The organism is Duganella sp. GW821-FHT07F09 (assembly GCF_059418705.1).
The window spans coordinates 199489-223487 of the sequence record NZ_JBWKQJ010000005.1 but is presented as its reverse complement, the minus strand read 5'-3'; the positions used below and the strand labels follow the sequence as shown (position 1 = coordinate 223487).

The 23999-nt window shown below is 64.8% G+C and carries 16 protein-coding genes; 4 read left to right on the top strand and 12 right to left on the bottom strand.

Annotation, left to right across the window (positions count from 1 at the left end; genetic code table 11):
• Nucleotides 1–5: 5 nt before the first annotated feature.
• The 3 genes from AC07P1_RS15360 to AC07P1_RS15350 are packed head-to-tail and all read right to left on the bottom strand — an operon-like array spanning nt 6 to nt 3632.
• Nucleotides 6–1397 carry an L-serine ammonia-lyase gene (locus AC07P1_RS15360; RefSeq protein WP_494696639.1) on the bottom strand — a complete coding sequence of 464 codons (1392 nt, stop codon included), beginning with the start codon at nt 1395–1397 and terminating at the stop codon, nt 6–8.
• 43 nt (nt 1398–1440) lie between these two features.
• A complete protein-coding gene (locus AC07P1_RS15355; protein WP_494696638.1) occupies nt 1441–2409 on the bottom strand; it encodes an NAD-dependent epimerase/dehydratase family protein in 969 nt (322 codons plus the stop codon).
• Nucleotides 2410–2426: 17 nt separating this feature from the next.
• Nucleotides 2427–3632: a glycine C-acetyltransferase gene (locus AC07P1_RS15350; RefSeq protein ID WP_494696637.1), complete on the bottom strand. Its 1206-nt coding sequence runs from the start codon at nt 3630–3632 to the stop codon at nt 2427–2429.
• Between the two features lie 191 nt (nt 3633–3823).
• Between AC07P1_RS15350 and AC07P1_RS15345 the strand changes: the two genes are divergently transcribed.
• Nucleotides 3824–4399, top strand: coding sequence for a helix-turn-helix domain-containing protein (locus tag AC07P1_RS15345; protein ID WP_494696636.1), 576 nt, complete (start codon nt 3824–3826; stop codon nt 4397–4399).
• A 25-nt stretch (nt 4400–4424) separates the two neighbouring features.
• On the opposite strand, the gene AC07P1_RS15340 is transcribed toward AC07P1_RS15345, so the two are convergent.
• From AC07P1_RS15340 to AC07P1_RS15315, 6 genes are all read right to left on the bottom strand, one after another.
• On the bottom strand, nt 4425–5627 hold the full coding sequence (locus AC07P1_RS15340) for an ammonium transporter (RefSeq protein WP_494696635.1): 1203 nt from the start codon (nt 5625–5627) through the stop codon (nt 4425–4427).
• 194 nt (nt 5628–5821) lie between these two features.
• The gene (locus AC07P1_RS15335; RefSeq protein WP_494696634.1) at nt 5822–8326 is read right to left on the bottom strand and encodes a zinc-dependent metalloprotease; all 2505 of its coding nucleotides are present in this window, start codon (nt 8324–8326) and stop codon (nt 5822–5824) included.
• Nucleotides 8323–10542 carry a prolyl oligopeptidase family serine peptidase gene (locus AC07P1_RS15330; protein WP_494696633.1) on the bottom strand — a complete coding sequence of 740 codons (2220 nt, stop codon included), beginning with the start codon at nt 10540–10542 and terminating at the stop codon, nt 8323–8325. The genes AC07P1_RS15335 and AC07P1_RS15330 overlap by 4 nt, the downstream gene beginning before the upstream one ends.
• An 89-nt stretch (nt 10543–10631) precedes the next feature.
• Entirely contained in the window at nt 10632–11714 is a 1083-nt protein-coding gene (locus AC07P1_RS15325) for a DUF5694 domain-containing protein (RefSeq protein WP_494696632.1), read from the bottom strand.
• A gap of 224 nt (nt 11715–11938) precedes the next feature.
• Nucleotides 11939–14332 (bottom strand): putative bifunctional diguanylate cyclase/phosphodiesterase, encoded by a 2394-nt coding sequence (locus AC07P1_RS15320; RefSeq protein WP_494696631.1) that lies wholly within the window; start codon nt 14330–14332, stop codon nt 11939–11941.
• 15 nt (nt 14333–14347) lie between these two features.
• Complete coding sequence (locus AC07P1_RS15315) at nt 14348–14956, bottom strand: cupredoxin domain-containing protein (protein ID WP_494696855.1); 609 nt, start codon at nt 14954–14956, stop codon at nt 14348–14350.
• Between the two features lie 241 nt (nt 14957–15197).
• On the opposite strand from AC07P1_RS15315, the gene AC07P1_RS15310 reads away from it, so the two are divergent.
• Nucleotides 15198–16997: a GGDEF domain-containing protein gene (locus AC07P1_RS15310; RefSeq protein ID WP_494696854.1), complete on the top strand. Its 1800-nt coding sequence runs from the start codon at nt 15198–15200 to the stop codon at nt 16995–16997.
• A 15-nt stretch (nt 16998–17012) separates the two neighbouring features.
• On the opposite strand, the gene AC07P1_RS15305 is transcribed toward AC07P1_RS15310, so the two are convergent.
• The 3 genes from AC07P1_RS15305 to AC07P1_RS15295 all read right to left on the bottom strand — a co-directional run bounded on the left by AC07P1_RS15305 (nt 17013) and on the right by AC07P1_RS15295 (nt 20422).
• Nucleotides 17013–18410, bottom strand: coding sequence for a tetratricopeptide repeat protein (locus tag AC07P1_RS15305; RefSeq protein WP_494696630.1), 1398 nt, complete (start codon nt 18408–18410; stop codon nt 17013–17015).
• A 116-nt stretch (nt 18411–18526) separates the two neighbouring features.
• Entirely contained in the window at nt 18527–19147 is a 621-nt protein-coding gene (locus AC07P1_RS15300; RefSeq protein ID WP_494696629.1) for a 3'-5' exonuclease, read from the bottom strand.
• Between the two features lie 24 nt (nt 19148–19171).
• A complete protein-coding gene (locus tag AC07P1_RS15295; protein ID WP_494696628.1) occupies nt 19172–20422 on the bottom strand; it encodes an Hsp70 family protein in 1251 nt (416 codons plus the stop codon).
• A 211-nt stretch (nt 20423–20633) separates the two neighbouring features.
• Here AC07P1_RS15295 and AC07P1_RS15290 point away from each other — a divergent pair, with 211 nt between their 5' ends.
• Both AC07P1_RS15290 and AC07P1_RS15285 read left to right on the top strand, forming a co-directional pair.
• Nucleotides 20634–21782 (top strand): LacI family DNA-binding transcriptional regulator, encoded by a 1149-nt coding sequence (locus tag AC07P1_RS15290; RefSeq protein WP_494696627.1) that lies wholly within the window; start codon nt 20634–20636, stop codon nt 21780–21782.
• Nucleotides 21783–21785: 3 nt separating this feature from the next.
• Nucleotides 21786–23957, top strand: coding sequence for an ATP-dependent helicase (locus AC07P1_RS15285; protein WP_494696626.1), 2172 nt, complete (start codon nt 21786–21788; stop codon nt 23955–23957).
• Nucleotides 23958–23999: the final 42 nt, after the last annotated feature.

Sequence of the window (23999 nt, the reverse complement as noted above, 5' to 3'; positions counted from 1 at the left end):
CCGCGTCAGCAGGCGGCGTGGTTGACGGTGATGACGTGGATCGCCAGGCCGCCGAGCGAGGTTTCCTTGTACTTGGCCTGCATGTCGGCGCCGGTCTGCCGCATGGTTTCGATGACTTCATCGAGGCTGACGAAATGCGTGCCGTCGCCCTTCAACGCCAGCGACGCCGCCGTAATCGCCTTGACCGCGCCCATGCCGTTACGCTCGATGCATGGAATCTGCACCAGACCGCCGATCGGATCGCAGGTCATGCCCAGATGATGCTCGATGCCGATTTCGGCGGCGTTCTCGATCTGGTTGTTGGAGCCGCCCAGCGCCGCCACCAAACCGGCGGCCGCCATCGCGCACGCCACGCCAACCTCGCCCTGGCAACCGATTTCCGCCCCCGAGATCGATGCATTGCGCTTGCACAGCATGCCGATGGCCGCAGCCGTCAGCATGAAGTCGCGGATGCCGGTGACAGGGTCGCTCGGCTTGCAGTCCTCCGCGTAGTAGCGCAGCACCGCCGGAATGATGCCCGCCGCGCCGTTGGTCGGCGCCGTGACCACGCGCCCGCCGGCCGCGTTTTCCTCGTTGACGGCCATCGCGTACAGGCTGACCTGGTGCAGCGCATCGTGCGGCAGCTGGTTCGCCTGGCTGGCGCTGGATTGCGATTGCGTCCACAAGTCGGCCGCGCGCCGCTTGACGTTCAAGCCGCCCGGCAGCCGGCCGGACGTGTCCAAGCCATGGGCGATGCAGTCGCGCATGACCTGCCAGATCTTGTCGATGCCGGCGTTCAGCTCATCCTCGCTGCGCTTGCGGCGCTCGTTCGCGCGCAGCATTTGCGGGATCGTCAGGCCGCTCGCTTCGCCATGGGCCAGCAGCTGGTCCATCGTATCGAACGGGTACGGAATCGCGGGGGCGGCGCCGTCACCGCTCGAGGGCATCTGCGGCGCCTCGCCCTCCTCCTTGATGAAGCCACCGCCAACCGAATAATAGACTTTGCTGACGATGGCGCCACCGGCGCGGGTCAGCGTGAAGCGCATGCCGTTCGGGTGTTCGGCCAGCGACTCGGCCATGTGGAAGATCAGGTTCCTGCCGCGTTTGAACGGCACCGCGTGGGTTCCCAGCAGCTTCAGTTCCCCCGCCGCTTCGGCGTCGGCCAGCTGCGTGTCGACCCGGGTCGGCACCACGTCCTGCGGCGTCTCGCCCATCAAACCGAGGATCACCGCCTTGTCGGTCGCGTGGCCGATGCCGGTGAGCGCCAGCGAGCCATACAGCTCGGCGCTCACCTCGGTGACATCGTCGAGCGGAGCGCAGTCGAGCAGAAAACGGCGGGCCGCCACCATCGGTCCCACCGTGTGGGAACTCGACGGCCCGATGCCGATCTTGAATAAATCGAAAACGCTCATGTCCATCAGATGTCTCTCTTTTTTATAGTGTAGGTACTGCGCCGCCGCTTTACGCCGCTTTGCTCAGGCGGACGTCGACGTTGGCCAGCATGTCGGTCACCATCTCTTCGATGCCGATGCGGGCCTTCCAGCCCCAGTCGGCCGTCGCGGTGGCGTCGTCCAGGCTTTGCGGCCAGGTGTCGGCGATGGCCTGGCGGCTATCGGGCTTGTAGGCGATCTTGAAGTCCGGCACGGCGCGCGTGATGGCGGCGGCCAGTTGCTCCGGGTTGAACGACACGCCGGCGACGTTGTAAGCCGAGCGCACCTTGACCTGTTCGGCCGGCGCTTCCATCAATTCGATGGTGGCGCGGATCGCATCGGGCATATAGATCATCGGCAGCGTGGTCTGTGGGCCGAGGAAGCATTCATAGCGCTCGCCGCGCAGCGCCGAATGGAAGATCGCGATCGCGTAATCGGTGGTGCCGCCGCCCGGTGGCGATTTGTAGCTGATGATGCCGGGGTAACGGATGCTGCGGACATCGACGCCGTACTTGATGAAGTAGTACTCGCACAGGCGCTCGCCGGCCAGTTTGCTGATGCCGTAGATCGTGGTCGGGTCCATCACCGTGGTTTGCGGCGTGTTCACGGCCGGCGTGTTCGGGCCGAAGGCGGCGATCGACGACGGCCAGAAGACCTTCAGCGGTTTGCCGATGATGCCGCGCTCGCGCGCCACTTCCAGGATATTGAGCAAGCCGTCCATGTTCAAGGTCCACGCCTTGAGCGGCGCCGCCTCGCCGGTGGCCGACAGCATCGCCGCCAGTTGGTACACCTGGGTGATGCCCTCCTCCGTCACCAAGGTGGACAGCGCCTGCTTGTCCAGCACGTTGAGCGGCGTGTAGCGCGCAGCGTGATACAGATTGGTCGGGCTGATGTCGCTGGCGATGACGTTTTGCGCGCCGTGTTTGGCGGCCAGCGCCTCCACCAGTTCACTGCCGATTTGGCCGTTGGCGCCGATGACGAGGATCCGTTGTTGTTCCATTTTGATTCCTGACTATTTTATTTTTTAAGCAGGCCAAGCTCTGTGCCCGCCTGTTCGAATGCTTTGAGCACGGTGTCCAGCTGTTCGCGGGTATGCGCGGCAGACAGTTGGACACGCACGCGCGCCTGGCCCATCGGGACCACCGGGTAGAAGAAGCCGCTGAGCAAAACGCCCAGCTCATACATTCGTGCCGCGAATTTCTGCGCGACGGGCGCATCGAACAACATGACAGGAACCACAGGGTGCGTACCGGGCTTGATGGTGAAGCCGATACGCTCGATCTCCTTGCGGAAGTGGGCGGTGTTCTCGTGCAGGCGGTCGCGCAGTTCGGTCGACTGCGACAGGCGCTCCAGCACCGCCAGCGAGGCGCCGGCGATCGACGGCGCCAAGGTATTGGAGAACAGGTAGGGGCGCGACTTCTGGCGCAGCATGTCGATCACTTCCTTGCGGGCGGAGGTGAAGCCGCCCATCGCGCCGCCCAGGGCCTTGCCCAGGGTGCCGGTGATGATGTCGACGCGGCCCATGACGTTGTGGTGCTCGTGGGTGCCACGGCCGGTCGCGCCCATGAAGCCGGAAGCGTGGCATTCGTCGATCATCACCAGCGCGCCGTATTGGTCGGCCAGGTCGCAAATTTTGTCAAGCTGGGCGATGGTGCCGTCCATCGAGAACACGCCGTCGGTGACGATGACTTTATGGCGCTTGCCGGCGGCCGCTTGCAGCTGCGCTTCCAGGTCGGCCATGTCGTTGTGGGCGTAGCGGAAGCGCGCGGCCTTGCACAGGCGGATGCCGTCGATGATGGAGGCATGGTTCAACGCGTCGGAAATGATGGCGTCGTTCTCGTCGAACAGCGGCTCGAACACGCCGCCGTTGGCGTCGAAGGCGGCCGCGTACAGGATCGTGTCCTCGGTGCCGAGGAAATTGGAGATCGCCTGTTCCAGTTGTTTGTGCACGGTCTGGGTGCCGCAGATGAAGCGCACCGACGACAGGCCGTAACCGTATTTTTCGGTCGCCTCGATCGATGCCTTGGCCACCCACTCCTCGCCGGACAGGCCGAGGTAATTATTGGCGCACATATTGATCAGGGTGCGGCCATCCTGGGCCACCACTTCGGAACCCTGGCGCGAAGCGAGCACGCGCTCCGGCTTGTACAGGCCCTGATCGCGCAATTGATCCAGGTTTTGCTGCAGGCCGCTGAAGAAGGTGCTTTTTGCTTGGTCGCTCATGATGGTCCTTGTATGTGGTACGATTTCAGCAGATTTTCACTGCGTTATGAGAAATCCGTTATGTCGAACTCAAATTCAATATATCGAATCTTACAGAGAACCAGTGAACTGCGCAAGACGGAAGCATGCGGTTCTGGCCGCGTTTTTCCGACAGATTTACTTAGAATTTAGCCTATCCGCCGAATAAAACAATGAAAACACCTGTTTCGACGAACGCACCACCCGAGGTCGGCGCCGCCCTGCAACGTCTGCGCCTGGGGCGCGGCCTGACCCTGGAAGACCTGTCGCGCATCGCCGGCGTCTCCAAATCGATGCTGTCGCAGATCGAGCGCGAGAAGGCCAATCCGACCATCGCCATCACCTGGCGGCTAGCCAACGCGCTGGGCGTGCAGATCGGCGAGCTGCTGGCGACGGCGGAGAAGGAGTCCGAGACCATCCGCGTGCTGGACGCCCACGAGACCCCCACCCTGCCCGGCAACCACGCCGGCTACGTGCTGCGCATCCTCGGGCCGATGGAGCTGGCAGGTAAGTATGAATGGTATGAGCTGACCTTGTCGCCCGGTGGGGAGCTGGCGTCGCAGGGACATGATCCGGGAGCGCAGGAGCATGTCACCTTGCTGCATGGATCGGTGGAGGTGGAGGTCGGCAATACCAAGAAGAAGGTCAAGCTGGGCGGCACGGCGCGCTACCCGGGCGACCAGCAGCACACCATACGCAACGTCGGCAAGACCGAGGCGAAGGCGCTGCTGGTGGTGATACACCGCTGACCCGGGCGGGCCAGCGGCGGCTCCACTACCAGTTCGACTCGCGCTCCGGCGTGGAGCTGATGCGGTGAATGGCGAGATCGGCGCCCTGGAATTCGTCTTCGGGATCGAGGCGCAGGCCCATCGTGGCTTTCAACACGCCATAGATGGCGAAACCGCCAACCAGCGCGATCACCACGCCCAACACCGTCCCCGCCAATTGCGCCGCGAACGACACGCCCCCCATTCCGCCCAGCGCCTTCAACCCGAAGATACCCGCCGCGATCCCGCCCCAGGCGCCGCACAGGCCATGCAGCGGCCACACGCCCAGCACATCGTCGATCTTCCATTTGTTCTGCGCCAGCGTGAACATCCAGACGAAAATGCCGCCCGCGATACCGCCGGTGACCAGCGCCCCCATCGGATGCATCAAATCCGAGCCCGCGCATACCGCCACCAGCCCCGCCAACGGCCCGTTATAAGCGAAACCGGGATCGTTTTTCCCCATCAGCAGCGCGACCAGCGTTCCGCCCACCATCGCCATCAGCGAGTTGACCGCCACCAGGCCGTTCATCTTGTCGAGCGACTGCGCGCTCATGACGTTGAAGCCGAACCAGCCCACCGTGAGAATCCACGCACCCAGCGCCAGGAACGGAATCGACGACGGCGGATGGGCGGCGATCGCGCCGTTCTTCATATAGCGCCCGCGCCGCGCGCCAAGTAAAAGCACCGCCGGCAGCGCGATCCAGCCGCCCACCGCGTGCACCACCACCGAACCGGCGAAGTCATGGAACTCGGCGCCGAAGGCCTGCAGCAGCCACTCCTGGATGCCGAAGCGGCGATTCCAGACGATGCCCTCGAAGAACGGATATACGAAGCCGACCAGCAGCGCGGTGGCAATCAACTGCGGATGAAAGCGCGCCCGCTCGGCGATGCCGCCGGAGATGATGGCCGGGATGGCCGCCGCGAACGTCAGCAGGAAGAAGAACTTGACCAGCTCATAGCCGTTTTTGGCCGCCAGCACGTCGGCCGAGGAGAAGAAATTGACGCCGTAGGCGATGCTGTAACCGACGAAAAAGTAGGCGATGGTCGATACCGCGAAATCCACCAGGATTTTCACCAGCGCGTTGACCTGGTTCTTCTTGCGCACGGTGCCCAACTCCAGGAACGCGAAGCCGGCGTGCATCGCCAAAATCATGATGGCGCCGAGCAAAATGAACAATGCGTCGGCGCCGTCTTTGTGTAAACCCATCAAAATCACTCCCCAAAATAATGCATGATCTGAAAACCAATACGCCTATAAGCAATATTTGTTCCAGATTGGTGCAAATTTTAAGTGCATGATTTGACTGTATTTTGTTTTGGTGCGGGTTAGCGCACCATCTACGGGCGCACCGAAAAATGGCATCATTTTGGTGCGCCCGCGTGTTATGACCGGTGCCTGTTTTAGATCGGTGCTCCTGGCGGAACCGGCGGCGCGGCGCGCAATTTGACGCTGCGCGGGTCCTTCAAATAGGCGGCAATCAGTTCCGCCGCCTCTTTGCGGCTGGTGGCAGTGACGCCCTTGCCCGGATTTTTTTGCAGCCACTGCGCCAGTTCGCGCGCCGATTGCGTGACTTCGGCCGCGACGTTCGGATGCAGTTTGCCGCCATCGAGCAAATTGAGCACCCCGTCGACCAGCACCCAGTTGGCCGCCAGCTGCACCGCCTCGCCGCCGACCACCGATGCCGGCACGGGTTCGCGCTTCCAGGTCTTTTGCAGCAGCAGCGACAGCACTTCCCCCACGCCGGGCTGCTGCGCGTCGCGCGCATGCTGCCACGCGAGGCGGTTGATGCGGCCCGCGTCCAGCAGGAAGCCGGCCGTTTGCGCGGCGCCCGCCTCGGCGATCGAGAAGGCGTCGAACACGGAGCCCATGCGGGTGGCGAAGTATTCGCGGCCACGATCATGCCCCGCAGCAGGCGGCGTCAGAACATCGAGCACGTTGGCTGGCAGAGCAAGATACTCCGCCCGCAGGCTGTCGGCCAGCCGGTTCAGCGCCTGGCGCTGCACGGTCGCCGGGGTGATTTTGACACCCGCCTTGCCGATGCCGGCCTTGACGTCGCCGCTGGTGGTGTAATCGAAATCGCCGCCGCCGATCAGGCGCGCCACCGCTTCGCCCTGGTAGCGTTGCAGCAGATAGACCGGCACCAGCCGCGCTTCGAGTTCGCCGATCTGGCGCGCATCCGGCAGCACGTCGACCGAGAAGGTTTGCAGCGCGCGCTGGCGCACGGCGCCAAGTTGATCCCAGGTCTTGATCGTGTCCGGGCCGAAGTCCCACAACAGGCCGTCCGGGTGGCTGGCGCCGGGTGTGCGGTCGTCCTGGTCGCTGGAGTACAACAGGCCGGCGGCCTTGGCGTCGGCGCGCAGCTTGGCCAGCGCGGCCTGCTCCCGCGCTCCACCGCCGAAATCGCCGTAGACGTATTTGACGATGTAGTCATCCCACGGCCCGACGCCGACGCCATACGCTTCGGCCAGATCGACCTCGCCCTGGGCGTTGAGCTTCAGGATCGGATGCGGATAGTCCATCACCGAGCCGTTGCCATTGCCCGCGCGGCTGGCGGCGAAGTTGTGCGCGAAGCCCAGGGTGTGACCGACTTCGTGCGCCGACAATTGGCGCAGGCGCGCCAATGCCATCTCCTCGGCCAGCTTGTGTTTATCCGCCGGCGCATTTTTACCGTAAGGCGCGAGCAGGCTTTCGGCGATGAGGATGTCCTGCCGAACGCGCTGCGATCCCAGCGTGACGGCGCCGCGTATGATCTCGCCGGTGCGTGGATCGGCCAGCGCGTTACCGTAGGACCAGCCGCGCGTGGCGCGGTGCACCCAGTGGATCACGTTGTAGCGGATGTCCATGGCGTCGACACCCTCGGGCAGCAATTCGACCCGGTAGGCATCCTTGAAGCCGGCCTTCTCGAAGGCGCTGGCCCACCACGAAGCGCCCTGCAGTAGCGCGCTGCGCACCGGCTCCGGCGCGCCCCGGTCGACGTAGTACACGATCGGTTTCTTGACGGTGCTGACGGCCGCCGACGGATCGGTCTTTTCGAGCCGGTGCCGCACCTGCCAGTGCACGTCGATGCTGCTGGCGAGCGGCGTGGCGAAGTCGAAGTAGTTGACATCGAAGCCGCCGGAGAACGGATGATAGCTGCGCGGCCGCCAACCCGCCTGGTCGTCGATACGTGGCAGGCGCACCATGCTGATGCGCTGGCGCATCGACAGGCTGGCCGGGTCGGCGGCGACTTGCCGCACATATTCCGCCTGGCCCGGTCCTGCGAAGGTCAGCAGCGATTCGAGTTCCACATTGTCGGGGAAGGCTTTGGCCTGTTCGGCCAGCACCGCGCTGCGCGCCGGATCGACCTGGTAGGCGCCTTGCTTGGCGGCCGCCAACCGGGCCGCGATGCCGTGGCGGTCGGCCAGCAGGAAGCTGGAGAAGTCGACCAGGTGCGCGCCGCCGTCGCTGGCCAGGATGTCGCCCGACCACAGCACGGCGTTGGCGAACGATTCCTTGACGGCGGCCCGTTCATCCTTGTCCGCCGACGCGGCGATGTAGGCCGTGTTGTCCTGCACCAGAAACAGCTTGGCGCCGTGTTTTTCGAAATGGACCATGCGCATGTCGCCGGCCTGGCCGCGATCGAGGCCGACGTCGTTCGAGCCCAGTGCGTATGGCAGGGAACTCAGTAGCAGGAAGGGCTGCTCCAGCGACGCCACCGACAGCAGCACCCTGCCCTTGGCCGCGTCGCGCCAGACGTCGATGAAGCCCGGCTGCGATTGCAGGCCGCGCGTGACATCCGCCACCGATTTGGCGGACGCCGACGCGCCTGCGGGAGTGTTCGATTGCGCCAGCGCCGGCGCCACCGGCACAGCGCCCATCATCAGAAGAGCGAGCAGCAGTGGCCCGGCGGCTGGCGCGGCCCTCATTGCGGCCCCGCCGCCTTGACAGCCGCCGTCGCCGGCGCAGGAGTGGTTTGGGCCCCAGTGGCTTGCACCGCCGGCGTCGCGCCGTCCATTTGCAGCGCGCGGCTCAGGAAGCCCCAGCGATCCGCCACTTCCTCGATCTGCTTGGTGGTCGGCTTGCCGGCGCCGTGGCCGGCCTTGGTGTCGATCCGGATCAGGATGGGCGCGGCGCCGGCCTGGTCGGCCTGCGCGGCGGCGGCGAACTTGAAGCTGTGCGCCGGCACGACGCGGTCGTCATGGTCGGCGGTGGTGATCATCGTCGCCGGATAGCAGGTGCCCTTTTTCAGGTTGTGCAGCGGCGAGTACTTGACCAGCGCCTTGAACTCCTCCGGGTTGTCGGACGAACCGTAGTCCGATGTCCACGCCCAGCCGATGGTGAATTTATGGAAGCGCAGCATATCGAGCACGCCAACCTGCGGGATCGCGGCGGCGAACAATTCCGGACGCTGCGTCATCGCCGCGCCGACCAGCAGGCCGCCGTTGCTGCCGCCGCCGATGGCCAGTTTGGCCGGCGACGTGACCTTGTGCGCGATCAGCCATTCGGCCGCGCCGATAAAGTCGTCGAACACGTTCTGCTTTTGCAGCTTTGTGCCCGCCTCGTGCCACGATTCGCCGTACTCGCCGCCTCCGCGCAGATTGGCCATGACGTAGACGCCGCCCATCTCCAGCCACGCCAGATTGGCGACCGAGAACGCCGGCGTCAGCGAGACATTGAAACCGCCATAGCCATACAGGTAGGTCGGATTGCCGCCGTCCAGCTTCAGGCCCTTCTTGGCGACGATGAACATCGGCACCTTGGTGCCGTCACGGCTGGTGAAGAACTCCTGGCGCGTCTCGAAGCCGGCCGAATCGAAGTCCACCTTCGGCTGGCGGTACACGCTGCTCTTGTTGGCCTTCAGGTCGTAGCGGTAAATCGTGGTCGGCGTGGTGAAGCTGGTGTACGAGTAGAAGGTCTCGGTGTCGGCGCGTTTGCCGCTAAAGCCGCCGGCCGTGCCGAGGCCCGGCAGTTCGATATCGTGCAGCGGTTTGCCTTTGAGGTCGAACACCTTGACCAGGCTATGCGCGTCGGTCAGGTAGTCCACCAGCAGCTGATGGTTGACGATGGACGCCGACACCAGCGTGTTGGAGCTTTCCGGCACGATCTGCTTCCAGTTCAGCACCGCCGGCTTGCGCGTATCGATGCTGACGATGCGGCCGCGCGGCGCGTTGCGCTCCGTATGGAACCAGAACACCGGACCTTCGTTGCCGACGAAGTTATAGACGGCGTCGAAGTCCTCCAGCAAGCCGACCACCTTGGAATCCTTGCGGCTCAAGTCCTTGTAGAACACGCGGTTCTTGTTCTCGGTGCCCTGCGACGCCGTGATGATCAGGTAGCGGCCGTCCTGGGTGACGTCGGCGCTGAAGCCCCAGTCCTTGTGGTCCGGACGGTCGTAGACCAGCGTATCGGCGCTTTGCGGCGTGCCCAGTTTGTGGAAGTACAGCTTCTGGAAGTAGTTGACGTCCGCCAGCTTGGTCGCTTCCTTCGGCTCGTCGTAGCGGCTGTAGAAGAAACCGGAACCGTCGTGCAGCCACGCGGTGTTGGAGAACTTGACCCACTTGATATGGTCTTCGACGTCCTTGCCGCTCTCGATGTCGCGCACCCTGATTTCGTTCCAGTCCGAGCCCGAGGCGGCGGTGCTGTAGGCGAGGTGTTTACCGTTCGGGCTCACGGCCAGTCCGGCCAGGGCGACGGTGCCGTCGGCGGCCAGCTTGTTCGGATCGAGCAGCATGCGCGGCACGTCGGCCAGCGTTTTCATCGTATAGAGCACGGACTGGTTCTGCAGGCCATCGTTACGGCTGTAGAAATAGCGCCCGCCTTCCTTGAACGGCACGCTGAAGCGCTCGAAGTTCCATAGCTTGGTCAGGCGCGTTTTGATCGCGTCGCGGCCGGGGATCTGCGACAGGTAGCCTTGCGTGAGTTTGTTCTGGGCGTCGACCCAGTCCTTGGTGTCGGCGCTGTTGGCGTCCTCCAGCCAGCGGTACGGATCGGCCACTTTGACGCCGTGGTAATCGTCGGTCTGGTCGACCGTGCGGGTGGTCGGGTAGGTCAGCGCGGTGCCGCTGGTGGCGCAGGTCTGCGCCGTGGCGCCTTGCGCCAACAGGACGGCGGCCGCCAGTGCGGCGCGTTTCAATTGCTTCATGCGTGGTTCCGTGGGTCGTAGGGTGATATGTCGATGATAGCTTGCCTTGTAACAAATAAGCAACGTTAGGCAAGCGCTCCCGTCGTGTTTTATTCGGCGCGCAGTACCCGGTCCGTGGGGACGATACGGACGTCGTGCATTTGATCGAGGTAAGCTTCCAGGTATGCTTTGTGGGAGGCGCCCACCACCACCAGCATGCGCATACCGGGCCGCGCGGTCATCGCGTCGCGAATGTTCGATGCCATGCGCAGATTGCGCGTCTCCCAATAGCCGACGTATCCGCGCCCGAAGTGCTGCGGCGATGGTTCTTCCAGCGCGGCGCCGAAATCGCTGCGGAAGGCCTGCTCGGCGGCTCCGGCGTCGTTATACGCCCGGTACATGGCCACCACGCCGGCCGGCGTATCGAGGCGGTTTTCGAGTTCCTTCGATTGCCGCGTGCGCGCGGCGGTGTACGGATTGTCCCAAGCCTTACCGATCGCGGCGGAGTAGGCCTTCATATCACCATCGGGCGACGCCGCCGTTTGGTCATCGATCGGATAGACCCGATCATGCCCGCCGCGCGCGGCGACCACCGCGGCGATCTGGTAGCTCTCGTCCCGCCGCTGCGCCAATCCATTCAACACCGCCGTCAAGCTGTCCGCCAGGCCGTCACCGGCGCGCCGTTCGCCGACCGGCAACCGCAGCCATTGCACCAGGGCGGACGCCCGCTCGCCGGCGGCTAAAAGCAACGCCGCCAGCTTGCGGCGCTCGGCCGGCGAGGGCGCCGCCGGCCAAGCAGCCAGCAAGCGTTCGGCCTGCGCGTTCGCCTCCGGCACATCCAAGCCGGTCGCCGCTTTGGCAACGGCCGGGTCCCAGCAATACGTCTTGGTGGTGTTGGCATAGCGCTGCGGATAGCTGCGCATAAACGCGCACCGCAGTCCGGACATCTCTTCGATGGCGACGGCCTGCGGTTGCCACTCCGCCAGCCGCTCGTTCAGCAGGCTCAGTTTGGCGAGGTCGAAGGACTTCGGCATCTGCGACAGGTGCGGGGATCCGAGCACCATCAGCTCGTTGGGCTGGCCATTTTGCAGCTTGTGGGCGCCAGGCGCGAAAGCTGGCGGTGGCGTGTCGGCGGCGATCGCGGGGGCGTGACAGACGGCCGCGACGGTGATAGTGGCAAGCAGGCGGTGCATACGGGCTCCTGAGGTGGGGTGTCAGGATTGTACGCGGGGAGCGGTGGCGCTATGGATGAGGTTGCGACGTACGGCGGAATGGGTTGTGTGAAATGCAAATAACGGCGATGGAGCGGTGGCCATTTTCGTAGGGCGGATTAGCGAAGCGTAATCGGCCATGCGTGATTCGTCGACGGCACATACATGGCCGATTACGGCGTTCCGCCTAATCCGCCCTACGTGTTTCAGACCACGCTGTCGGCGCTGATCGGCGCCTGCCACTTTTCCAGCCAGGCGACCAGTTGGTCGCCCGGGATCGGACGGCTCATGAAGTAGCCCTGCCCCTGGTCGCACCCCAGGCCGGCCAGCAAGCGCCATACGGCTTCGCTCTCGATGCCCTCGGCCACCACGCGCAGTCCCATGTTGTGACCCAGGTCGATGGTCGAGCGCACGATCTTGGTGTCGCCTTCGTCGTGCTCCATATTGAGCACGAAGGACTTGTCGATCTTGAGCTCATTGACCGGCAGCCGTTTCAGATACGCCAGCGACGAATAACCGGTGCCGAAATCGTCGATCGACAAATCGAAGCCCATGGCGCTGAGGCGCTCGAGCGTGGTTTGCGCCCGCACCGGATCGTCCATGATGGCGCTCTCGGTGATCTCCAGGCAGAACGAGCCGGCCGACAGATCGTGGCGCACCAGCAGGTCGGAGAATTTGGCCGGCAGGTCCTGGTCCAGCAGGTCGCGCGTGGACAGGTTGACCGACACCTTCAGATGATGCCCCCTCGCCGCCAGCTCCTGGCACAGCTCCGCCGAGCGCTCCATCACCCAGCGCGTGAGCACGCGGATAAACCCGGTCTGCTCGGCGAACGGAATGAATTCGTCCGGGAACACGTTGCCGCGCTCCGGATGCACCCAGCGCACCAGCGCCTCCATGCCGACCACCTTGCCGGTATCGAGCATGATCTTCGGCTGCACGTGGAGGCGGAACTCGTTGCGCTCGATGGCGTTGCGCAGCTCCGTCAGCAGCGACAGGCTCTTTTCGCTGGACTTGTCCATCGCCGCGTCGTAGACCACGGCGCCGTCGTTGCGCTGCTTGGCCGCGTACATCGCCACCTCGGCCATGCTGAGCAGGGCTTCGCCGTCGCTGCCGTGGATGGGATAACCGGCGATCCCCAGGCCGGCGCCGATGTCGACCATCTGCTCCTCCAGCGACAACGGCGTCTCCAGCGCCTGCAGGATTTCGGCCGCCATGCGCTGGGCCGCCTCGACGTCCGACGCCGGCAGCAGCACCGCGAATTCGTCGCCGCCCAGCCGCGCCACCTGCGCCGACGACTGCCGCCGGTTGGCCAGCAGCAGTTGCAGGCGGCCGGCCACCTGGCGCAGCAGCGCGTCGCCGAAGCTGTGGCCCATGACATCGTTGACGTGCTTGAAGCGGTCCAGGTCCATCATCAGCACGAACACCGCCTCCTCGCGCTTGCGGGCGTCCTCCATCGCGTCGTTCAGCAGCAGCAGGAACTGGGCGCGGTTGGGCAGATTGGTCAGCGTGTCCCAGTACGCCAGGCGGCGGATTTCCTGTTCGCGCTTGGCGATCCCTTCCCGCATCGAATCGAAGGCATGGGCCAGCGCGCCGATTTCGTCCTCGCGGCTGGTGTCGATCTGGCCTTTGTAGTCGCCCTGCTCCAGGCGTTTGGCGGTGTCGGCCAGCTCGCTGATCGGCTGGGCGATGCGCTTGGCGGTGAAGATGATGGCCAGCGCCGAGATGGCGATGCCGCCGGCGGTGAGGAATATCAGCGAGCGCTCCAGGCGCGCGTATTCGGCGGTGGCCTCGTCGATCGAGCGCGCCAGCAGCACGCTGGCGGTCTGGCCGTCGTCCTGGCCGATCGACATCAACCGCGCGCTATAGCGGCCGGTTTCCACCTCGATGTCGAACGGCCCGGCGGGCGCGGCCGGCAAGGCCTGCAACTGCTCGACCACCGATTGCGCCGACGCGCCCACATACGTGGAGCCGGCCGACATCCATTTGCCCCGCGGGTCGCGCGTCAGCACGGTGGTGTGCAGCGAACTGACGTCGCGCATCTCGTTGGCCAGTTGGCGGTCGATCGGGAAGGTCATCACGATCCAGCCGATGGTGATCGGCGCCTTGACCGGCATGACGACGATCTGGTACGGGCGGCGCTCGATGATGGCGATGCCGTTGGCGCCGTCGGCCGCTTCGGCCGCGTCGAGCATGCTGACGGCCATTTTCTCCAGGCCGGCGGCCTGGGTGGTGTTGGTCGATACGCTGATCTTGCGCTCGGCGCTGATCAGCATCGTTAGCGACGCCTTGATGCGGCGGCCGCTGTTGGCCAGTGCCGATTCGATGGTGGCGCGGTCGCCTTCGTCGTTGTTGCCGATGGCCTCCAGAAAAGCCGTGTCGCGCGCCAGCAGCCGGGCGCCGAAGCGCAGGCTCTGGGCGTTTTGATCGAGCAGGCGGCGGAACACCTTGGTGCCGTTATTGAGCTCCCCGCCGATGGACAGGCGCGCGTTGTTATCGATGCCACGCTGGATCACCACCAGGCCGACCAACTGCACGGCGACGATCAGGACCAGGAACAGCGCGACGATCCGGCTTTCCAGGCTGCGAAAACGCATACGCATGCTCGGGACGGTCCTTTAATTGAGCGACGAAGTGGCGTCGACCACCGCCGGCTTCATCGGCAGTTTGAAGACGGCCGTCGACGGCGCGTCGCCCGCCTTCACCGTCAACACCTGTTCTTGTGTGGCGCCGCCGACGGTGTTGTAGTGCCAGGCCTTGACCACGTACTTGCCGCCCGCCGGCAGCGCGATGCGTGCGGCGCCGGCGCCGTCGGTCTTGGCGAAGTAAGGCGTGTCGACGATCTTGACGTAGGCAAGCATCTTGTCATGGATGTTACAGCCCAGGACCACGGTGCCGGCCTTGTCGAACACCTGCGGCGCGGCCGACTCGCCCGAATACAGCTTCTGGTCGAATTTATGGGCGGCCGAGAACGAGTAGATGTGATGACGGACCTTGTCGTTATTCGGGAAGAACAACTTGCTGCCGGTTTGCACCACGGTCACCAGCGGCAGGAACTTCAAGCCCTTCTGCTCGATCTGCCCGTTGGCCGGCGACTTGCCGGCGGCCGGGGCGGTTTCGGCTTCGATGTAGACCACCGTGTCGGCCAGCGCATTGCCAGCGGCGTCCTGCACTTGCACCTGCACAGTGGCCCCGGTGGCGCCCGCCGAAGCGGCGCTCAAACACATCAGGCTGAAAACGAGGCGGCGGCTGCTAAAACAATACATGGTGGGCCCGGGGAGCACGTGGTCTTACTATTGTAGCGCGACAACAATGTGGCGTGGAAATACTTATTGCGACAGGGGACTGAATTCATGATGCCGTCACAAACGCGTCATAGAATCGTACAGTTAAACCCACATTTCGCAAGCGATAATCGTGAAAACTGCCAGCAAACCGCTGCACCGTAGCAACGCCGCACCCGCCGCGGTGACATACATCAGGCCCGAACTCGAGGACGAGGAGGCAGTGTTGCGCGCCCATTTGTACGACATCCTTGCGCGCCGCCAGCTCGGCGCGCTGTTCCAGCCGATCGTCAACATGCAGAACGGCGACATCATCGCCTACGAAGGTTTGATACGGGGGCCGTCCGACAGCCCCCTGCACGCGCCGATGAACCTGTTCAAGGTGGCGCGCGCCAGCGGGCTGACGGTGCAGGTCGAACACCTGTGCCGCCGGGTGATCCTCGAGCGCTTCGCCGAGCTGGAGCTGCCCGGCAAGCTGTTTCTCAACGTCAGCCCGGAATGCCTGCTGCAGCACGACGCGCGCCATGGCGAAACGCTGGAATTCATCCACCACGTCGGCATCAACCCGGACCGGGTGATCATCGAGCTGACCGAGAACCAGCCGACCTATGACTACGAGCTGATGCGTGAGGCGGTGCGGCACTACCGCGACATGGGCTTCCAGATCGCCATCGACGATCTGGGCGAGGGCTTCTCCAGCCTGCGCCTGTGGTCGGAGTTGCGGCCCGAGTATGTCAAGATCGACATGCATTTCATCCAGGGTATCAACAACGACCCGGTGAAGCTGCAATTCGTCCGCTCGATCCAGGAGATCGCCGAAAAATCGAACACCTTGGTCATCGCCGAGGGCATCGAGACCCAGGCCGAGCTGCTGGTGATACGCGACATCGGCGTCGCCTATGGCCAGGGCTACCATCTGGGCCGGCCGCACCCGCAGCCGGCGCGCGCGGCCCCGGCCGAGGTGGTCAAGGCGCTGGCGCGCACCGGCGTCGCCGTGTACCCGCGGCGCAACGTGGAAAAGAACGCCGCCACCATCGTCAAGCTGCTGAACGAGGTGCAGACCGTTCCGTCCAAAATGACGAACAACGAGGTCTACGAGATCTTCCTGAAGGAGCCGAAGCTGCTGATCATTCCGGTGGTCGACGGCGACCAGCCGCTGGGCCTGATCAGCCGCTTCGAGATGATCGACCATTTCGCCCGGCCCTACCAGCGCGAGTTGTACGGCAAGAAGTCATGCCGGCAATTCATGGACGCCAAGCCTTTGATCGCCGAGCAGGACACCACCTTGCAAGAGCTGAGCTTCCGCATGGTGCAGGCCGACGCCCACCACCTGTTCAACGGCTTCATCATCACCGACCAGGGCCGCTATCTGGGCCTGGGCACCGGCCACGACCTGATGCGCGAGATCACGCAGCTGCAGATCAACGCGGCGCGCTACGCCAATCCGCTGACGCAGTTGCCGGGCAATGTGCCGATCAACGAGCACATCGACCGGCTGCTGGAGAGCGGTGCGCGTTTCTGGGCCTGTTATGTCGACCTCGACCATTTCAAGCCGTTCAACGACGTCTACGGCTACCGCCGGGGCGACGACGTCATCCAGCTGACCGGCAACCTGCTTAGCGAGCGCTGCGACGCCAACCGCGATTTCGTCGGCCATATCGGCGGCGACGATTTCATGGTGTTATTCCAGAGCGAGGATTGGGAGGCCCGCTGCGCAGGCATCCTGGCCGACTTCGAGCAGAACGTGCAGGAGTTTTACAGCATCGAGGACCGCGAGCGCGGCGGCTACCTGAGCGAGGACCGGCAGGGGAAGAAGGTGTTTTATTCGTTGATGAGTCTGTCGATCGGCGTGATCCGCGTCGATCCGCGCCAGTATTACTCGCACCACCAGATCGCCACGGCCGCCGCCGAATCCAAGCGGCAAGCCAAGAAAATCCACGGCAACAGCCTGTTCCTCGACCGCCGGCAGCAGCCGCAGAGCTAGCTAAAAGCAATCACATCATCGCGGCCGCGCGCGCAGCGGCACCATCCTGCGGTGCTGGGCGCGCCAGCGGCGCACCAGTTCCTGCGCCTCGGCCATCGCTTCCGGTGTCATGTCGAGCGCCACCTTCTTGCGGTTGCTGGCGGCCGCGACATCGCCGCCGTCGGCCGCCAACGTCAGCCACATGAAGGAGCGCAACTCGTCGCGCTTGACGCCGCGCCCGCTGCCATACATGCCGCCCAGATTGAACTGGGCCAAGGCATGGCCCTGCTCGGCCGCCTTGTTGTACCATTTGACCGCCTGCACATCGTCCTGCGCCACGCCCAGGCCGTTGGCGTACATCACGCCGAGGTTGTTCTGCGCGCTGGCGTCGCCCTGGTCGGCGGCGCTGCGATACCAGGCCACGGCGCGCGCCTCGTCCTTGGTCACGCCGTGGCCGTTGGCGTACATCACGCCGACGTTGAACTGCGCGTTCGGCGCGCCCTGCTCGGCCGCCATCCGGTACCACTCCAGCGCGCGCTGCTCGTCGCGGCCGACGCCGCGCCCGCGCGCATACATGCCGCCCAGGTTGTACTGCGCCAGCACGTGACCGGACTCGGCCGCGCGCCGATACCAGGAAAAGGCCAGCTCGTCGTCGCGGTCGACGCCCTTGCCGTTGGCCAGCATGATGCCGAGATTGAACTGGGCGTCGGCGTCCTCCTGTTCGGCCGCGCGCGACAGCCAGGCGTAAGCGCGCAACTGGTCGGCGGGCACGCCCAGGCCTTCCGAATACGCCACGCCGACCAGGCGCTGGGCCACCGCGTCCCCCTGCGCGGCAGCCTGCCGGAACCACGCCAGCGCCTGCGTATCGCTGCGCGTGACGCCGTGGCCATGCTTGTACATCAGTCCGAGATTGAGCTGGGCGTTGGCGTCGTTTTGCAGCGCGGCCTTGCGGAACCACGCCAGCGCCAACGGGTAATTGCGGCGCACGCCGGTGCCATGCACATAGGCTTCGCCCAGCAAGGTCTGCGCGCTGGCGATACCCTGCTCCGAGGCGCGGTAGAACCATGACAGCGCTATTTCGTCGCTGCGCGCGACGCCGCGCCCCTTTTTGTACATTTGTCCGAGATTTTGCTGGGCCGAGGCGTCGCCCTGCTGGGCGGCGGCGCGAAACCAGCGCACGGCCTCCTTGTCGTTGTTGGCGACGCCTCGGCCGTTGTAGTACATCGCGCCAAGATGGTTCTGGGCGAACGCCAGGCCCTGCTCCGCGGCCTTGTGCATCCAGTGGAAGGCCCGGGTGTCGTCCCGCGCCACGCCCTGGCCTTTTTTATAGACCATGGCAAGGTTGAATTGCGCGTAGGGATTACCCCGCTCGGCCGCCTCCTTGTACCACAGATAACTGTCGTAGCCATCTCTGGCGGAGCTCTGGTTTTTCATCGCGCACCCCTTGCCAACACTGCAACTATGTTGACTAAAGTGTAAGCCTCGTAGTGACTTCAGATTTGAGCGTCGTCAAACGAGTGATGATGAAATGCTATCGTTTAAGCCTGAACTTACTGGGGGGACTGTTTTTGCAGGAATTGGTGCACTTTGGCAGCCGCCAGCTTGTTTACCGAGACGAGCAGAGCAGGATCGACGCCGGCGATGCCGTAGGTCGAACCGATGTGCTTACCGATGTGTATCAGCACTTCGGCCGCCACCTCGGCATCGGACTCGGCCCGGTGGGCCGCGCTTTTAAAACGGATGCCCAGTTGCCCGGACAGATTGCCGAGCTTGTAGCTGGCCAGGTTCGGGAACACCCGGCGCGACAGCTTGAGCGAGCACACCAGCGCCTGATGTCCGGGCGTCAGGTTGAGCCGGGCCGCCTCGGCGCGCAGGAACTTTTCATCGAAACTGGCGTTGTGGGCCGACAGCGCGTCGCCGCCGATGAAATCGAGCAGGTCGGGCACCACGCGCGAGACCGGCGGCGCGTTGTCGACCATGGCCTGGGTGATGCCGGTCAGGCCGGTGATAAACGAAGGAATGCGCACATTGCAGTTGATCAGGGAGACGTAACGCTCGACGATGCGCCCGCCGACGATGCGCAACGCCGCCACCTCGGTGATGCGGTCGCCCATGTCGGGCGACAGGCCGGTGGTCTCGAAGTCGAGCATGACGATGGATTTGTCGAGCATTTGCTTCCCTGCCTAATATAAGTGTTAGCCGAATTTGCGCACCGCGTCGAGCGCCAGCCCGGCGCCGATGCTGCCGAACAGGTCGCCTTCGACCTTGCGCGCGGCCGGCACCAGCGCGCCTATGCGCTCGCGCAACATGCGCACGCCGCTCGAACCGCCGGTGAAGAATACCGTATCGACATCGGCCGGCCCCACGCCGGCGTCGCGCAACAGGCTCAGCACCGTATTCTCGACCGAGCCGACCAGGTGGTCGATCGAGGCGTCGAACTGGGCGCGGTCGAGCTCCAGGCTCACCGCCGGCGCCAGCCGGTCCAGCTCCAGCCGCACCTTGACGTCGTCGGACAAGGCGATCTTGCCCTCCTCCACCTTCATCGCCAGCCAGTGGCCGGCGCGTTCGTCGATCAGGCGCTGCAGGCGGCCCAGCTTTTCCTGCTCGGCCGAGTCGCGCAGCAGGTCCGACAGCTGGGTCCACATCTTCTTGGTGTAGGCCTGGTTGATCGTGTGCCAGGTCGCCAGGTTGAAGAAGTAGCTCGACGGCACTTCACTGTTGTTGCGCAGGCGGCTGCCGTAGCCCAGCAAAGGCATGACCGAGGACAGGCTCAGGTATTTATCGAAGTCTGTCCCACCGATGTGCACGCCGCCGTTGGCCAGGATGTCGTCGCGCCGCTCGGTTTTCTTCGCACGCTCGGGCGACAGGCGCACCAGCGAAAAGTCCGACGTGCCGCCGCCGATGTCGGCGATCAACACCAGTTCCTCGCGGTCGATTTGCGACTCGTAGTCGAACGCCGCGGCGATCGGCTCGAACTGGAAGGCGATGTCCTTGAAGCCGACCGAACGGGCGACCTCGGCCAAGGTATCCTCGGCCACCTGGTCGTTTTCCTTGCTGTCGTCGATGAAATGCACCGGCCGCCCGAACACGGCGGACGTGAATTCACGCCCGGCCGACTGCTCGGCGCGGTGCTTGACCTCGCCGATGAACTGGGCCAGCAACATACGGAACGGCAGCGCGCGGCCGCCCACCTCGGTCTGACCGTCGATCAGACTGGTCCCGAGCAAACTCTTCAACGAACGCATCAAGCGCCCCTCGTAGCCGGCCAGATATTCGGCCAGCGCCGCACGTCCAAAGGTGACCTGCTCGTCTTCCGCGTTGAAGAAGACGACCGACGGCAAGGTGGTCTTGCCGTCCTCAAGTCCCAACATCACGGCCTGGCCGGGACGCACCCAACCGACCGTGGAATTTGACGTGCCGAAATCGACGCCGCAAGCATTGGCCATGTCGACCCTTCACACGTAATAAAGGGGCGTCATGCTATCAGAAAAACGCCCTCGTCAGGGAAAATTGCTGTACCGCCACACCGCATAAGTAATTTCCACAAGGAAATACGATAATTGTTGCCCTATAGTAAGTTTTTGATTATCCTCGACGTGACCGCCGTGGGAGCAGCGCAGCCAGCCATACCCGGGTCCCCAAGACGATAACGAGACAATGACGAAATCCAAGCCGACAGTTGAGATCAGCGCCACGGAACACATAGCCACCATCGCCCGCGAAGCCCGCCGCGTCACCTCGTACGACGTCGCGCTGGTCGCCGGGGTCTCGCAGTCCGCCGTCTCGCGCTGCTTCAAGCCGGGCGCCAGCGTCTCCAAGGAGACCCACGCGCGGGTGATGAAGGCGGCCTCGCTGCTCGACTACATCCCCAACGCCGCCGCCCGCAGCCTGATCACGCGCCGCTCCAACATGGTCGCGGTGATCATCACCAACCAGGCCAATCTGCACTACCCGGAGCTGCTCGCCGAGTTGAGCCACCAGATCACCGCGCGCGGCAAGCGCGTGCTGCTGTTCACCCTGGCGCGCGAGACCGATGTCGACCGCGTGCTGGCCGACGTCTGGCAGTACCAGGTCGACGGCGTGATCGCCGCCGCCCGCCTCAGCGACGGGCATATCGCCGAATTCGAGCGGCGCCACATGCCGCTGGTGCTGTTCAACCGCACCTTGCGCGAGCGCGTCGTCAACACCGTCACCTGCGACCATCTGGAGGCGGGCCGCATGCTGGTCTCGCGCCTGGCCGCCGCCGGCCACCGCCGCTTCGGCATCATCGCCGGCACCGAAGACTCCTCGGTCGCCAACGAGCGCCGGCGCGGCACCAGCGAACGCCTGGCCGAACTGGGCCTGCCGCCGCCGGTGGTGGTGCCCGGTCAATCGGACTACCGCAGCGGCGGGGCCGGCCTCAAGGCCATCATCGCGCAAATGGGCGAGGTGCCCGACGCGATCATCTGCGGCAGCGACGTGATGGCCATCGGCTGCCTCGATTGCGCCCGCCACGAACTGGGCATCGACGTGCCGGGACAGCTGTCGGTGGCCGGATTCGACGCCGTCGAACCGTCCAACTGGTTGAGCTACAACCTCACCACCCTGCGCCAGCCGATGCCGAAAATGGCCACGGCGGCGGCCGACCTGCTGTGCGCCGTCATCGACGCCCACGAACACGGCCGCGAACACGGCCGCAACTCCCAGCCTGAGCGCCGCGTCTTCAGCGCCCAGTTCATCGAGGGCGCGACGGCCAGATTGACGCCGGCGCCGGCGCTCGGCGGCACATTGGGAACCGGCAGGCGGACGCTGGTCGCTATAATGTAGCGGATGAACGCAGCCCAACCTCCAAATTCCATCCGATTTACGCCGCATGGCCTGATCCCGACGCCGGAACAAACGGCCATCCAGCTGTCCCAGAACAAGGTGGTGCTGGTCGACGCCAACGCCGGCGCGGCCAAGACCACCACCCTGGCGATCCGCATCGGCGAAGCGCTGGCCCGCAAGCTCCCCCCTGAACAGATCCTCGCGCTGACCTTCACACCGGAGGCGCGCGACGTCATGCGCCAGCGCCTGATCGATGTCGGCGTGCCGCAGGCGCTGGTGGCGCGCCTGGCCGTGATGACGTTCGAGGACTTCGCCGCCTGGCAGCTGGACGCCATCGACGGCGACAACCTGCGCCGCTGCGCCGAGGCGCGCCAGCTGAAGGAATATGCGCTGGCCGCCGTTGACCGGGTCGGCGCGCGCTACGCCGGCCGGCTGGACGGCCTGGAACTGCACACCCACAGCATCGCGCTAAGCCAGTTCCTCGACGCCCAACTGGGATTGAAGGCGACGATGGCGCTGGCCGCCGACGTCGACTTCATGGGCCTGGAGGAGATCGCCGAGCTGCTCGGCGTGCCGCTGGCCGACTACCTGACCACGGTGGAGTACGAAACCCTGCGCCTCGACGGCGGCGCCGGCGCGGTGTTCCGCGGCCCGTTCGACGCCACCTACGACCTGGCCTGCAATCTGGACGCCGGCGCGCGCCTGGCCGAGCACTTTCCCGACTACCGGCTGGTGCTGTGCGACGAACTGCACGATCTCAATGAAGCGGCGTTCCGCATCCTCGACGCCTTGATCGGCCGCCCGCAGTGCTTTTTCGTCGGCGCCGGCGACAAGGACCAGGTTATCCACGCCAAACTGGGCGCCAGCGAGGAATACCTGAACCGCCGCTTCGCCGAACGCCATCCCAGGCTGGTGCGTTATCCGCTGACCCACAGCTACCGCCACGGCCCCCACCTGGCCTACGCGATGGCCGAATTCAAGCACAAGGCGGTCGAATCGAGCCTGCCGGTGCACACCCAGATCCGCCAGGCGCACTACGCCTCCCCCGACGAATGCGCGCAACAGGCGATCGCCGCGATCCGCCAGTGGAAGGCCGACGGCCACGCCTTCGACGGCTGCGCCATCCTGATCCGCGACCGCCACCAGTCGATGGCGATCGAGAACGCGCTGATCGAGGCCGACATCGACTACCGCACCCCCGCCATGGCCGGCTACCTGCAGCGCGACGAGATCCTGTTCTTGCGCGGCATGCTGGCCATCGCCCTCAAGGACTTCGCCGCCGTCAAATCGGAACAGGTGCGCGCCGCCATCGTCGACGCCATGACGGCTTTCAGCGAAATGAAGTTTTCGGCCCGGCGCATGGACAACTTCAAGGCGCAGATCATCAAGGACCCGGCGCTGCTGGGCGAATTGTTCATGATCGAGGACGACCGCCGCGACGGCGAGCAAATCAGCTACCGCGACGTCGCCAGCCAGGCCACCAAGAAGGCCGTCATCGACGCCATCGCCTGGCTGTCGGCGCTCGATCCGGCCACGCCGGCGGCGGCCGTGCTGGCGGAGCTGTGCGAGCGGGTCAAGCTGGTGGCGACCGCCCGCCGCATCTTCGTGCGGCCGTACGAAGCGGGCGTGGTCAATAAATCGGTGGCCGGCCTGCTGGCATCGGCCGCCGCCTCCGGCCAGAGCCTGCGCGAGTTCTGGAGCGCGATGAACGCGCGCGAAGCCTTCATCCGCCGCAGGCGCGAACGCAAGGCGGTGTTGATCGAATGCGTGGCCAACGCCAAGGGCAAGGAGTTCGAGCACGTGATCCTGCCGTTTTTGCAGGCCGACGAGTTCCCGCATCCGATGCAGCCCAAACGCGACGAGGAAAACCTGTTCTACGTCGGCGCCACCCGCGCCCGCGCCCGCCTGACCCTGCTGTCGCCGGCCGACCCGGCGCTGCGCAGCGGCTTCATCGCCGATATGCGTTTGCAGCAATCGGCGGCCGCCGCCGAGGCGGCCATCGCCCGCAACCAGGCCCAGCCAGCCGCCGCGCCCGGCCGCCACTATCTGACCGCAAGCTTCCACGAAAAGGACGAAGTCAAGGCGCTGGGAGCGCAATTCGACATCGCGCGGCGCGCCTGGTACGTCGAATCGGGCCGGGATATGTCACCATTCTCACGTTGGCTGAAAAAATAATGCATTGCGCCAATTTCTAGTAGGGAAATGCTTATATAATAC

Bases quoted from the DNA above. Each gene is read 5' to 3' on its own strand.
- AC07P1_RS15360 (WP_494696639.1), bottom strand. From the start codon at position 1,397: ATGGACATGAGCGTTTTCGATTTATTCAAGATCGGCATCGGGCCGTCG.
- AC07P1_RS15355 (WP_494696638.1), bottom strand. From the start codon at position 2,409: ATGGAACAACAACGGATCCTCGTCATCGGCGCCAACGGCCAAATCGGC.
- AC07P1_RS15350 (WP_494696637.1), bottom strand. From the start codon at position 3,632: ATGAGCGACCAAGCAAAAAGCACCTTCTTCAGCGGCCTGCAGCAAAAC.
- AC07P1_RS15345 (WP_494696636.1), top strand. From the start codon at position 3,824: ATGAAAACACCTGTTTCGACGAACGCACCACCCGAGGTCGGCGCCGCC.
- AC07P1_RS15340 (WP_494696635.1), bottom strand. From the start codon at position 5,627: ATGGGTTTACACAAAGACGGCGCCGACGCATTGTTCATTTTGCTCGGC.
- AC07P1_RS15335 (WP_494696634.1), bottom strand. From the start codon at position 8,326: ATGAGGGCCGCGCCAGCCGCCGGGCCACTGCTGCTCGCTCTTCTGATG.
- AC07P1_RS15330 (WP_494696633.1), bottom strand. From the start codon at position 10,542: ATGAAGCAATTGAAACGCGCCGCACTGGCGGCCGCCGTCCTGTTGGCG.
- AC07P1_RS15325 (WP_494696632.1), bottom strand. From the start codon at position 11,714: ATGCACCGCCTGCTTGCCACTATCACCGTCGCGGCCGTCTGTCACGCC.
- AC07P1_RS15320 (WP_494696631.1), bottom strand. From the start codon at position 14,332: ATGCGTATGCGTTTTCGCAGCCTGGAAAGCCGGATCGTCGCGCTGTTC.
- AC07P1_RS15315 (WP_494696855.1), bottom strand. From the start codon at position 14,956: ATGTGTTTGAGCGCCGCTTCGGCGGGCGCCACCGGGGCCACTGTGCAG.
- AC07P1_RS15305 (WP_494696630.1), bottom strand. From the start codon at position 18,410: ATGAAAAACCAGAGCTCCGCCAGAGATGGCTACGACAGTTATCTGTGG.
- AC07P1_RS15300 (WP_494696629.1), bottom strand. From the start codon at position 19,147: ATGCTCGACAAATCCATCGTCATGCTCGACTTCGAGACCACCGGCCTG.
- AC07P1_RS15295 (WP_494696628.1), bottom strand. From the start codon at position 20,422: ATGGCCAATGCTTGCGGCGTCGATTTCGGCACGTCAAATTCCACGGTC.
- AC07P1_RS15290 (WP_494696627.1), top strand. From the start codon at position 20,634: ATGACGAAATCCAAGCCGACAGTTGAGATCAGCGCCACGGAACACATA.
- AC07P1_RS15285 (WP_494696626.1), top strand. From the start codon at position 21,786: ATGAACGCAGCCCAACCTCCAAATTCCATCCGATTTACGCCGCATGGC.